Raw genomic sequence first — 12168 nt, 5'->3', positions numbered from 1 at the left:
TCGCCTGTCTTCCGCCCGTGACTTGCTGAGTGTGGAGTGAGAAGCCGCTCGGGAGCTTGCCAGGTATGCAGTGAAAGACCACAGGAACTCCGGATGACTTATCGAGGTTGAAAAATCTTGGATCCTAACGGTCATGGAGCTGGTCGCTGTACGGCCACAGTTCCATCAGATTGGGGCCGTCGGACATGTCCTTGATCTGTTGGGGGAATTTGGCGAACAGCTCGGGATGAATGTACGCTATTTGCAGCATCCCTTCGAGCGCCATGACGGGTTCGCCGGCGAATATATCCTAGCGTGTGCTTTCCTCGAGTTCAGGGTTGGAACCTTTCACCACGTCCAAGCACTGGTTGGCAAGCGCTATGAGTTCTTCAAGTGTCTTCACCTGTGCTCTTTACTCCATTCCCTGGCGCGGCTTGGTTCTGCTTCAATTCTACCACTGCGGAACCATTGGTTTTGAGGGGCTGCGATTCATGTTTCATGGGCTGTGTACCGGGTTTTTGTGGGCTGTGTAGGATGGGTGGGCCGTTGATGGGGCATGTTCGACTTGTGTCGTGTATGCCGTGTGTTGTGTCGGTTGTGTCATAATCAGAACAGCCCCATGCGGAAAATCCGTATGGAGGGACGTCGGACGATCAAAAGCTTCTTCAAGAATGGCGTTGCTGGTAGAGTGGAGGCAGGTTTAAGTACTAGTCCAATGTGGAAGGGAAAGAAATGACCATCGGTTTCGAGAAGCTGACAGCTCTCGCAGAGACCTCACTTGCTCTAGTCGCGGGTGTGAATGACATCAAAGAGGGACTCGGGCGGGACGCGCTTGATGCGGGAGAACCTGATATTGCCATCGCTGACGCTCTGGACGCAGCCATGCTCAAGCCTGAACTGTTTGCACAATTCCCGCCAGAAGTGAAAGAACTTGCCAAAGACCCCGACTACTACGAAATCGAAGTGTACGCAGACCAACTCAACGTCTAGATTTGTGATAACACGCACCGCCCATGCGATAACACGCACGGCCCAAGAACCACAATCCTATAAGCCATCTAGATCGGAAGTTCCGGGAGGCTTTTTATGCCCAGCAGGACTGGCGGTAAGCGGAGGCAACCATGGCAACTGCCAATCTGACAGCGGCCATGTGCTTCAAATTCAATCTAAAGCCCCTCTGATATAGCGATTGCATAACGCGCGACACGCCAAATTGGGTTTCGAATTCAATCTAAGGCCCCTCTGATATGCTAAAAAATATCGTAGTGTTTTGGGCAGTAGATTTCAAATTCATTCTAAATTCCCTCTGATATGCTGGTCGCCGCCCAAGAGTCGCGCGATGTACTGTTTCAAATTCAATCTAAAGTCTCACTGATATACTTGTGCTTTCCAATGCCATTGGAATTCCTTTCGTTGATTGTTATTTGGTGCCGAACATCTGGTTGATGTAGTTGAGCTTTTCGGCCCGTTCCGGGTCGATACCGTGGTTTGGTGTGCCGCTTTGGTTGTGTACGGCTGCGCCTTTTGGTTTCGGATGGAGATAGCCGTCGAGCCGCTTGGCGAAATCCTGCATCTCCTCAAGGCTTGCACCGCTGATGAGGTCTGCGGGCACGTTGGTTTCCTTGGCGATCTGGGCGCGCCACTGGGTCTGTTGCTTTTCGGTCTCGTAGGCGGTGAGCTTGCCTTCGAGCTCCTTGATATGGGCTTGGGCCTTCTGTGCGTCGGTCATCTGGCTGGCCTTGAGCTGTTCCAGCTCTTCGGCGGCGGCTTTGTTGTCCTTGGCACGCTTCTCCCAGTAACGCGAATGCTTCATGGCCTCGTCGTATTTGGCCTGCCAGTCAATGGTCTTGCTGCCCTCGTTTGAGTCCTTTTCGGTCTCGTTTGGGGTTGGGCTCTCTTGCATGGTTCCTCCTTCATTGTCGGTTGGACCCGTTTCGGGCATAAAAAACCACCCGTGCGGGTGGTTGGGAAAATCTATCAGTTGGCGCTAGATGGCGACGGTTTGTCGTTGAAGAAGCAGATGCAGGTACAATTCCCTGTCCTCGTCATCAAGCAGGTTGAAGGCTGAGAAAAGCGTATCGTCGGGAATCTTCCGCGCGTCTTGGACGGTGAAGCTGGAAAAGAACCAGGCAAGGGCCTCATAGGGTTCCCCCGCGAGGACCGCGCCATCGCAGGCTATCCTGTCTTGCTTATTGAGCAGGGGGAATACATAGGGTTTCATTTCGGCAACTGATTGTGTGATTAGTTGGTCATCTGCCATATTTTCCTCCATTCATGCTCGGTCATCGGATAAGCGGTGTGCAACGCGAATCGTCCGTGCGTATTTCGTCTCTTCTGCAACCATACTCTAATATGCTGGCCGTCCACAAGTTTGGAGAGATATTCGCGGTTGCCGTCTTTCGCGGTTGCTGTCTTTCGCGGCACTGACATAGTCCGGGTTTGCGATGGATTCCATTACCGCCCATTTGATTCGACTCTCACTCCAATCGTCAGGGAAATGCGTTTTATTGGGTGCCCTGGTGCCAGGTCCATGTCCGTCGAACACGTGATCCTAACCATGTCCTTGTGGGCGGATTAACTTCCGTGTGCCAAAGGGCGGAAAGAGGCTAGGTGCCATCCTTGACCTGATCTGGATACATTTGGCGCATCTGCCATAGCACTTGCCGGTAGTCGCCGGATGAAGCGGCGTCTTTGGCTGTCTGGTGCATCTCGGCGAATTTATCGGGGTCGTAGTCTTTAAGAATCTGACTGCCCCAGCTGGGCAGGATATTGCAGTCGCAGTCCGGATGATACTGCATCTGTCTGCCGGCCAAATCCTCGGACAGGTAGGCGAAGCCACGGGACGCCAGCATCACGCAGAACGCGCAGGTCTTCGACCCGCGTGGCACTCTCACCCAGCGTGGCCTTGTCGGTTCGATGCGGACGTTGCGCTGCGTCGTAAGCCGGGTCGAGGTGGCGATCATGTCGGCGATGAACTGTTTCAAATTCCATCTAAAGCCCCTCTGATATACTGGCTCACCGCGAACACCTTCAGTTTTTCGCGTTTCAAATTCAATCTAAAGCCCCTCTGATATACTGGTGCGAGCCTCACATGCAACAGACCGTTAGTTTCAAATTCAATCTAAAGCCCCTCTGATATACTGGACCGCACCGCCAATCAGGCCACCCTACGGTTTCAAATTCAATCTAAAGCCCCTCTGATATACTGGACGGCAACGTGTGGCTACACCGTGAGGTGTTTCAAATTCAATCTAAAGCCCCTCTGATATACTGGTTCGCCCTGGTCATGCTCGTCTTTCAACGTTTCAAATTCAATCTAAAGCCCCTCTGATATACTGGATGGCCTGTTGCAGGAGCGGATACTGTGGTTTCAAATTCAATCTAAAGCCCCTCTGATATACTGGGCATCCCTCGCGGGCGCGCGCTGATGATGTTTCAAATTCAATCTAAAGCCCCTCTGATATACTGGACCGGAGTTACAAGAGCCTGGTCGTGGGGTTTCAAATTCAATCTAAAGCCCCTCTGATATACTGGTCCTGTGGTGAGCTCATCCCACGTGTCAGTTTCAAATTCAATCTAAAGCCCCTCTGATATACTGGCCATCGGCGGCACCATCAAATTCCGATGGTTTCAAATTCAATCTAAAGCCCCTCTGATATACTGGACTTGTGTCCAAGATAACCGAACTCGCGGTTTCAAATTCAATCTAAAGCCCCTCTGATATACTGGCGCGCTATCGGATCGCGCAGCCGCAGGGGTTTCAAATTCAATCTAAAGCCCCTCTGATATACTGGTGGCCGCATTGGTCGTCAGGGTGCGCTGGTTTCAAATTCAATCTAAAGCCCCTCTGATATACTGGGAGGACATCGACTACTACGCGGAGCTTGGTTTCAAATTCAATCTAAAGCCCCTCTGATATACTGGGAGATGCCGGTCACACTGGATTTTCCTGGTTTCAAATTCAATCTAAAGCCCCTCTGATATACTGGCGACTTGCCGCCGCCTGAAGTGCCCAGGGTTTCAAATTCAATCTAAAGCCCCTCTGATATACTGGTTCCTGAGGGAACCATGCTTCTGCCTGGGTTTCAAATTCAATCTAAAGCCCCTCTGATATACTGGAAGACTCCGGAAATTCCATCTTCGAACTGTTTCAAATTCAATCTAAAGCCCCTCTGATATACTGGAACGCACAAGCCAAACTCAAAGGGCTCGGTTTCAAATTCAATCTAAAGCCCCTCTGATATACTGGGCGAACGGTCCAACCGTTTCCGAGGTCTGTTTCAAATTCAATCTAAAGCCCCTCTGATATACTGGCGCGTGCGCCAGCTGATGCAGTAAACAAGTTTCAAATTCAATCTAAAGCCCCTCTGATATACTGGTCATGCCGGGCACGTGGGCGTCGGCCGGGTTTCAAATTCAATCTAAAGCCCCTCTGATATACTGGTAACAACCACTCACAGCTTGTTGCGTATGTTTCAAATTCAATCTAAAGCCCCTCTGATATACTGGATAATAGTTTGATGCAATACGATAGGTTGTTTCAAATTCAATCTAAAGCCCCTCTGATATACTGGAGTACAGCATCAAAGGGGCTTTATTTCAACGATAAAGGGCGCAATTGCGTTCAAAAAAGCGCGAGCTCTTCTGGCTTTTGCTCAGTCTTTTTCGGGGTTCGTCCGTAAAATCGTTGCATCATTGACCACTGCCTATCGGTGATGTGTAGGATTCTGACCTCGCCATAGTCTGGAAGCTCCTTTTTTACGAACTGAACGGTCTGCCTGTTGTTGGCCAGGGTAGGGGAGTACTTCGCATAGACGGAAAATTGAATCATGGAATATCCTGCATCAAGCAGCTTATTGCGGAACAGGCTTGCGGCGCGGCGTTGATCCTTGGTGTTGGTAGGTAAATCGAACATGACTACACACCACACTTGATCCTCCTCGTCAAATCTCATCGTCCAAAGCCTTCCATTTTGGAACATTGAGCCTATCGATGTCTCCTTCGCAGTATCTTCCTATTTGTTGCGCAAATCGGTTCATCACGGTCGGTATTGTCTCACCCTCCTCATCAAAGACACGATTTGACGCTTTTACAAGCATCGCTTTGGTTTTAGCGTCCAAAGGTTGATCATGCGTGAGTGTCAGTACGGCCGAATCAACGGCAGGTCGGAATGGCTCGATAATGTCATCGGCGAGTGCGAAGAAATTGCTATGGTTCCTATGAAAGAAACCTAAGGAGGTACACAGTCCTGCCCCGAGAACAGCACGGATTGTTCGGCCTCGTAAAATCGTGTATGCATAGTCGTATTGGCCGTTGCGGGTGTCTCCATTGCCAGGTATTCGGTGAAACCCTTTTCCGTTAGGTAGGCTACTCCAATATACTCTGGCCGCCTGGGCTTCACAGTTCTGCGGGTCTCCGCTGGCAACGTGTTTTGACAATTCCGTAAGGAAACGCGCTGCAGACGCATCATAACGTTTCAATGTCTGAGCCTGCCCGAATATCTTCGACTTTACGATGCGGCCCCAGGCGTTCTTTCGTTTTGGTTCGGAGATGTTGGCCTGAGCGCTTTGACGGGCACCGATACGATTGTGCTGGTTTTCCCAAGGATAAAGCCCGGCTACAGGTATGCCGCGCCAGTCGCATAGCAACAACGAGACATCGTATCTTGCGCATTGTTGTATTACAGAGGCGCCGACCGACATGTTCGGCCCTACGAACAATAGATCGCAGTCGGAAAAAGGAATCAAGGTTGAGTCCACGTTTTCCGTGCTGATTACAAGATTCCCACGTTTGATGCGAATTGAGCCATTTGACTCCGTGCAGTCGATGACTCTCCACTGAGTTGCGTACATATTGACCCTCCTGGAAGGATCCTTATAGATAAATTATCACTCCTTGTAATGTAAATATAACAAGACAATTAATGAAATGCAAATCTGCTTTTACGCAGTTAAGCCGTTTCAAACTACATGAATGTGATTTGAAACGGCTTAACTGTAATGTCTTTGTATTTTATTCTTCTACTGTTGAGAATCGAATACTTTGCTTACCCTGAGAGTTGGCACGGGTAACGAGAATCCCGGTTTGGAATAACGTGTTGACTTTCAAGTGTAAGCCACTCTTTAGGACATTTTTAATACTGTTGCTATATTCTGTATTGGGTTGAGTGAGTCGTAGTTGTTGCCTTTTGCGGTTTTCGTCTGTTTCGATTAATCCTTCTGATGCCAGCTGAACCGGTCTGATTGCTATTTCTGTGTTTCGACTGAACCCAGCGAATCTGAACTTATGGGTTCCTGGGAAGGAATGGAGCAACCTATCTGTGAAGCTGCCGTTAATGGCCTGTTCTTCGGTTATCCTGGCGTTTGCGAATGCAGGGATTTCAAGTTCATCATCCACAACAGCCCAACCCAAGTATTCGGCAGTGCCGTCAATCAACGCCTGACGTAGCTTCGGCTCGCTGAATCTTCTGCTTAATGAGGATTCCGGGAGTGGAAGTGTGAATAGATCTTGTTTTTTGCCGGTTTCTTTATCGTACTGGTTCATAGCAAGATCGATGGTCAGCACCCTAAGCATGGCATAAATGCTACCTGTTTGTTTGCCTTTAGAATTCAATTTTGGAATTTTATAGAAGCGTACATGGTGAATTGAATTTCCTGCCTCTGCGATGCCACCGCGGACTGGAACATAAAGCGTACTGTGAACTTTATCAAGCGCTTCCGGGTCGATTCTGGCTCTCGTGTTATTCTTGAGCACCACTTCAACAGCCGGTTCCAGGAACTTGATGGTGTCATCAGCTTCAAACCACTTATCGTGAACTCTGATGCGACGGTTCGGGTTTGCCGACAAACCCGTCTTCCAATCGAAATCAGAATCCCGTGTCAGCGCGGTGTACAACGCACCGGATTCGGCTTTATTAATGGCCGTGATGCTTAATTCGTCTCCGACCTTTCTTGTCATCATGGAGACGACGGTATCTTTGTGTGCGCTTCCATTGCCCAGTCGGAGCCTTGTTGGATAGATGACGGGTATTTCATCATCCGCCATTTTCTGGCTCACAAGATCCGTAAGCGTTCTTAGCTGCTCGCCAGCCCAATAGTTGAAGACCTCTTCGTCTCTCGTGTCTGGCGTGCCTCTCCAATTGCGCCAATAATCGCGACGCTTGCACACGTAGTCCGGCGTCTGACCTTTCCTGTACTTGTCGTGCTGCTCAGAACGAATCTCCTGTGCTTCTGTCAGTATTTTTACAATCTGAGGGCGCATCATCGCGATGATGCTCGCATCGACGGCATGATGACGCCTATCGAGACGGGTCTTGCCCTTCATACCGTCAAGCCAGGGCAATGATGATTCATACGTCTCTTCGTCTGCGCCTTTGATCAGAGGGCTTTCAAATGGCGTTCTTCGTGCGGCTGCGGTCATCGAGCCTGATGAAACGAATACCCGTTGCCTGCCTTGTTTGAGTGCGTCATCTTGATCGTGCCAACCGTAGAAACCGTAAATGCGATTGCGCAGTTCCCTTGCCATGTATGAGACGGATTCCATGGATCTGTTGTCCAGTGGCTCTTGCTTCTCCGTTGCTTCCAATCTCAGAATCAGCGCTTCCTTATATTGTCTCCAGCGCTTGTCGGTCATCCAACCATCTTTGCTCCACTCCTGAATTCGTCTCAGGACGTCTTGCAAATTAGTATTTGGGTACGTTTTCGCCCAATTCATGTAGAGGGTATCGCTTTTGCTTTTATTGCATTCGCCGCATGTGGCAACTAGATTTTCGAACTTGGAATCGGATCCAGGGCCCTTTCTGGGCAATACGTGATCCATTTGGCAGGTCTCGAACGTTATGGTACGTCCGCAATAAATGCATTGGCAATTCTGGCGTTGAAGTGCCTTGATGCGGCGGACGTCTGAGCGTGAACTTGCTCCTTCGTAGTTAGACAACATCTTAAGGTTATCGGCATACCTCCTATCGCGTTCCCTCTGTTCAGCCAGCTGTGTGGACGTGCTGGAGAAACCATCTCGAACATACTCGATGTTCACGGTTTCTGGTTCACCATACTGGTCTCTCATATTGCATAGCCAGCGATGAATGATGCTGAACGTTCTGTCAACCGATGGATTGCCGGTATGCTCATAGATTGGGGGAGCTGGGGGAGCCCAGTTCTTGCCGACATGATAGAGCTCTTGGCGTGCGGTTGTTAAATCACAGCCGGTTTCGTACATGTAGTTGGTGATGTTGCGTAACGTCTGAGAGCTGTATGCTGCTCTTCCTGAAGTAAGGGTAATCTTGTCGAGGGATTCGAGCTCTGAGCCCGTTAGTTCTTCCAACAGTTGTGAAATCTCCGCATCGATGTTACGAACTTCATCTGATGTATCTTTTATTGCGCCCGCGTTTGACATGAACTCGACGAAACGGTCTCGTTCTTTAGTGTTCGCCTGTGACCACCAAGCTGCAATAGGGTCAGGGGCCTTCTGCATGATGTCGTTGGTTTCGATGACTGGCGGCTGTTTTGCCGACACCGGTTCTCCGTCTTTAAGAGAGCCTAACCCGCGCAAGTCGATTCGTTGTATTCCGAGAAAGTCAGCAACATCACCCCAAGTAAGAGAGCTAATTGAAGGTTCGTTCTTCGTTTTTTTGGAAGGCAGTCCCTTGATGAAGTCAAACAGTTTTCGGCGTTCGTCTGTTGTGAGTTGACGTTCTGTTCCATGTTCACGTATTCTTAAGGTGTCGATGGCAGCCATGACCCGGTATTCCTCGAAAGCGGGAGTTGCTCGACTGGCTCGATAGTACCGAGAGTCAAGGGCATCTTTTCCTACCAATTTTGCAGCAGCTCCAACTGCCTTTGGATTTTTGGTATGGAAAGTGGCCTCCAGTAATTGTTCTTGCGTCGTCTGATCAACGTGCTGGCGCTCGAAAATGGTCTCTAATTCGTGAATATAGTCTGACTGATGCAGTTTCTCGGTCTGAATATTCAACGTCGATTCAGTTTGAAGTCCGTGTGTCAGGTCCCTGCGTATCTTGGTTTGCGGTTCTAGCGAAGAGACGACCAATTGGGCTATGGTCTTTCCATTGATTGGATTGTCGTTCCAATCTTCGATTTTTGGTTGTTTTTCCAATTCTGATTTGGATAGCCTTTTGCCTTCCTCATCCACACTTTGCCAAGGAGAATGGTAAAAGCCATTGGTTCTTCTGTCATTTATTTCGAAATCAAGTTTTTTGGCATACTCGACCATGAACGGTGAGGGAGTATGTGACATACGTTCCGCATCGGCTACTGAGCTGTACGGGTTTCGCCAACCACGATGTCGGGCGATATGGCGTATTGCGATGGATATCATCCTTTTGCGAGTTTCAACATCGGGAATGAATGTCTCCGCGAGCTTCGCACGCACCTGCCAAGCGATGTAGGGGTTTGATCCGGCAGGGAATTGCGACTCGTCTTCGACAGGGTATCCGAGTTCGTTCAGGACTTCGTCGAGTTTTGCGAGACGTTGACGTTTGCTTTTATGCAACCTTCGGGTTCGACGCGCGACTCCTGCGCTTGCTCTCCGCGATGTAGCGCTTTTTGCCTCATCTGGATCCACCCCTCCATCATGGATCACTGACTGCGCATTCAGAATGCTGATAGGAATCTCATCCAATGGATTATCGTGATTGGCATCAATCTCGACGGCCGCCAAACCAACGGAATTCAATCCTACATCGATGCCGATTCGATAGCGCCTGTGCTGAGACATAACAATCCTTCCATAAACGAATATGACATTTATGATAATTATAATTCATATTATGGAATAAAAAACTCCGGCATGCAAAAGCAATACCGGAGGAGCAATCGACTGAACTAACGAAGGAACAGCCTTATTTCAAATTCAATAATAAGTATAGCACATATTTTTAATTAGGCAAAAGGGGAAAATCGGTGAAGAAGATCGTCCTGTGACGATAATGACAAATGATCTACAGGTCAAGACAGATGGATAGCAAGTTGAATGCTTAAAATGGAATAATCTCGGCAATGGGTAGTTTATGCCGAGGTAGCAAAAGGCAAAGTCCTTGACCTGATCACTTCTGTAATCTATGCAGTGCGCGAAGGATGACAAACAAGATGATAAAATACCAAGGACTCACTGCTGCCTCCTTTAAAAACCATTTACCATCAATGCTGGCATCCGAATATTCATACCATAGCCTGTCATCGGATACCGCATACCTTCTATACAGTGTCGGCATCTTGATGGGCAAATGCCTATTGACAAATCCGTATTGTTCTAAGCATACAAAAAAAATAGGTGATGTCAAGTAGCCAGATCAACGAAGCTAATCTGACGATTGTATAGCGCATAATTGCAGACGTTTGCGCAGCATCCCGAGCGATTCGGCCGTAGTAATTCTTTTCAGTCAATACGGTCAATACGTCCGTCGATGCCAAACCGTTGACAGACGGTAAGCTGGGTAGCAAGTCATTGCGGTCAAGTCATTGCGTTCCATATGTCAATACTCAGGTTGGCGCTTCAGATTCAATTCCAAGCTCTAGAGCATGCCAGGAATTATCAACTGTCAAAGCGAGTAACCGCCTTGGGAGAGGTTCGGTATCCGGTCGGTTATGGGCACTATTCAGACAATTGTGATTCCACACTGAATCGTTGCTTCGGAGCATTGCTGATGCTGAATCCACGTAAAGTGGTCGGTCAATTTCACACCGAGTCTGTGAATGACCGAATCTAGCGGTTCAATTTCGTACCGCGTCATTGATGACCCGATCGAGCCAGTGCGACGGCTCCTCATCATACTTCAATCCGTATCCGTGATATCCTCGGGAATCGCAGGAGCTGAGACTTATCACTCGTATTTTGGATAGAATCGCGTTCTTGGATAGAAAACGCCCTCCAAAGCCAATTTCAAGTATTCGCCATTCTTTCGTTTGCGATGCCTGATATGCTCTGGAGGGCGTTGCGATGGAATCTGCTCCACTAAGCCAGTTCCACTAAGTCGGTTTTGAATGATATTTAGGGAACAAACGTCATCCAAAAACCTCTAAGTGTTTGCTCAGCCGTTCACGCGGTCGATGCCGGCCTGCGTGTCGGAAAGCACCGAGTCCCAGGACTTGATGAACGCAGCTACGCCATCGGCCTCGAGCTTGTCGGTAACATCCTTGATGTTGATGCCAAGGTCGGCGAGCTTGTCCATCACGGCTTGGCTTTCCTCATACGTACCCTGGATGCTCGGCTTGCCGTCGCCGTGGTCGGCAAGGGCATCAAGCGTCTTCTCAGGCATGGTGTTGACAACATCGGGAGCTACGAGCTCGTCAACATACTTGCAATCGGAGTATGCGGCGTTCTTGGTGCCAGTGGAAGCCCACAGAGGACGCTGCCTCTTGGCACCCTTGGCTTCAAGGTCAGCCCAGCGAGGATCGGATGCGAACTTCTTTTCGAAGAGCTGATATGCCAGACGGGCATTGGCTACAGCGGCCTTGCCTTCAAGAGCCTTCGCTTCAGCGGAGCCATTGGCTTCCAGCAGTTTGTCGACGGCCGTATCCACGCGGGAGACGAAGAAGGACGCCACGGAAGCCATCTTGCTCAGATCGTGACCGTTCTTATCGGCCTGGACCATGCCCTCGATGTAGGCATCGATGACCTGCTCGTAACGCTCTAGAGAGAAGATGAGTGTTACGTTTACGGAAATGCCTTTGGAGAGGGTAGCGGTAATGGCCGGCAGTCCCTCGAGCGTTGCCGGAATCTTGATCATGGCATTGGGGCGGTTCACTTTGGCCCAAAGCTCTTCGGCTTGCTTCTCGGTGTTGGCTGTGTCGTGAGCCAGGCGGGGGTCGACCTCGATGGAAACGCGACCGTTAACGTAATCGCTCTTTTCGGCTACTTCCTTGAAGATATCCGTGGCATTGCGCACGTCCGTAGTGGTCAGCTCGCGGACCGCGGTTTCCACGTCCACGCGGCCAAGTTCTTTAAGCTGTGCGTCGTAAGGACCGACTTGGCTCAAGGCCTTCTGGAAAATGGACGGATTGGTGGTCACGCCAACTACGTTCTTGTCTTTGATGAGCTCTTGAAGCGAGCCCGACTCAATACGGGTACGGCTCAGATCGTCCAGCCAGATCGAAACACCTGAATCACTTGTGCGCTGTGTAGCAGCAGTCATATTTATTCTCCTTTATTCCAGTCTTTGGAATACATCTTAAT

General features: G+C 49.5%; 9 protein-coding genes and 1 CRISPR repeat array. Of the genes, 1 reads left to right on the top strand and 8 read right to left on the bottom strand.

The features are described 5' to 3' along the window. Positions 1-124 precede the first annotated feature (124 nt). The gene (locus BBOMB_RS08020; RefSeq protein WP_156097125.1) at positions 125-265 is read right to left on the bottom strand and encodes a hypothetical protein; all 141 of its coding nucleotides are present in this window, start codon (positions 263-265) and stop codon (positions 125-127) included. Positions 266-711: 446 nt separating this feature from the next. On the opposite strand from BBOMB_RS08020, the gene BBOMB_RS02875 reads away from it, so the two are divergent. Then, positions 712-969 carry a hypothetical protein gene (locus BBOMB_RS02875; protein WP_044086773.1) on the top strand — a complete coding sequence of 86 codons (258 nt, stop codon included), beginning with the start codon at positions 712-714 and terminating at the stop codon, positions 967-969. A 430-nt stretch (positions 970-1399) separates the two neighbouring features. Here BBOMB_RS02875 and BBOMB_RS02870 read toward each other — a convergent pair whose 3' ends face one another. The 7 genes from BBOMB_RS02870 to tal all read right to left on the bottom strand — a co-directional run bounded on the left by BBOMB_RS02870 (position 1400) and on the right by tal (position 12127). Continuing rightward, the gene (locus BBOMB_RS02870) at positions 1400-1882 is read right to left on the bottom strand and encodes a hypothetical protein (protein WP_052377374.1); all 483 of its coding nucleotides are present in this window, start codon (positions 1880-1882) and stop codon (positions 1400-1402) included. Between the two features lie 84 nt (positions 1883-1966). Continuing rightward, positions 1967-2239, bottom strand: a complete 273-nt coding sequence (locus BBOMB_RS02865) for a hypothetical protein (RefSeq protein ID WP_044086770.1) — start codon at positions 2237-2239, stop codon at positions 1967-1969. A 346-nt stretch (positions 2240-2585) separates the two neighbouring features. Beyond that, positions 2586-2942, bottom strand: a complete 357-nt coding sequence (locus BBOMB_RS08015; protein ID WP_052377371.1) for a VG15 protein — start codon at positions 2940-2942, stop codon at positions 2586-2588. Between the two features lie 14 nt (positions 2943-2956). Further along, positions 2957-4553: direct repeats of the CRISPR family, unit length 37 nt; unit sequence GTTTCAAATTCAATCTAAAGCCCCTCTGATATACTGG. Positions 4554-4603: 50 nt separating this feature from the next. Beyond that, positions 4604-4933 carry a CRISPR-associated endonuclease Cas2 gene (cas2, locus tag BBOMB_RS02855; RefSeq protein WP_044086768.1) on the bottom strand — a complete coding sequence of 110 codons (330 nt, stop codon included), beginning with the start codon at positions 4931-4933 and terminating at the stop codon, positions 4604-4606. Continuing rightward, positions 4923-5831: a type II CRISPR-associated endonuclease Cas1 gene (gene cas1 / locus BBOMB_RS02850; RefSeq protein ID WP_044086767.1), complete on the bottom strand. Its 909-nt coding sequence runs from the start codon at positions 5829-5831 to the stop codon at positions 4923-4925. Before cas1 ends, cas2 begins: the two co-directional genes overlap by 11 nt. A gap of 160 nt (positions 5832-5991) precedes the next feature. Beyond that, entirely contained in the window at positions 5992-9711 is a 3720-nt protein-coding gene (gene cas9, locus BBOMB_RS07500; protein ID WP_052377369.1) for a type II CRISPR RNA-guided endonuclease Cas9, read from the bottom strand. A gap of 1312 nt (positions 9712-11023) precedes the next feature. Further along, positions 11024-12127 (bottom strand): transaldolase, encoded by a 1104-nt coding sequence (gene tal, locus BBOMB_RS02840; RefSeq protein WP_044086763.1) that lies wholly within the window; start codon positions 12125-12127, stop codon positions 11024-11026. Positions 12128-12168: the final 41 nt, after the last annotated feature.

It is taken from the genome of Bifidobacterium bombi DSM 19703, from assembly GCF_000737845.1.
In the GTDB taxonomy this organism is placed as follows: Bacteria; Actinomycetota; Actinomycetes; order Actinomycetales; family Bifidobacteriaceae; genus Bifidobacterium; species Bifidobacterium bombi.
Note: the sequence above shows the minus strand (reverse complement) of the source record. Positions and strands in the feature narration are given on the sequence as shown.

Excerpts from the sequence above, each read along its gene's own strand:
- BBOMB_RS08020 (WP_156097125.1), bottom strand. The coding sequence starts at position 265 with ATGGCGCTCGAAGGGATGCTGCAAATAGCGTACATTCATCCCGAGCTG.
- BBOMB_RS02875 (WP_044086773.1), top strand. The coding sequence starts at position 712 with ATGACCATCGGTTTCGAGAAGCTGACAGCTCTCGCAGAGACCTCACTT.
- BBOMB_RS02870 (WP_052377374.1), bottom strand. The coding sequence starts at position 1,882 with ATGCAAGAGAGCCCAACCCCAAACGAGACCGAAAAGGACTCAAACGAG.
- BBOMB_RS02865 (WP_044086770.1), bottom strand. The coding sequence starts at position 2,239 with ATGGCAGATGACCAACTAATCACACAATCAGTTGCCGAAATGAAACCC.
- BBOMB_RS08015 (WP_052377371.1), bottom strand. The coding sequence starts at position 2,942 with ATGATCGCCACCTCGACCCGGCTTACGACGCAGCGCAACGTCCGCATC.
- cas2 (WP_044086768.1), bottom strand. The coding sequence starts at position 4,933 with ATGAGATTTGACGAGGAGGATCAAGTGTGGTGTGTAGTCATGTTCGAT.
- cas1 (WP_044086767.1), bottom strand. The coding sequence starts at position 5,831 with ATGTACGCAACTCAGTGGAGAGTCATCGACTGCACGGAGTCAAATGGC.
- cas9 (WP_052377369.1), bottom strand. The coding sequence starts at position 9,711 with ATGTCTCAGCACAGGCGCTATCGAATCGGCATCGATGTAGGATTGAAT.
- tal (WP_044086763.1), bottom strand. The coding sequence starts at position 12,127 with ATGACTGCTGCTACACAGCGCACAAGTGATTCAGGTGTTTCGATCTGG.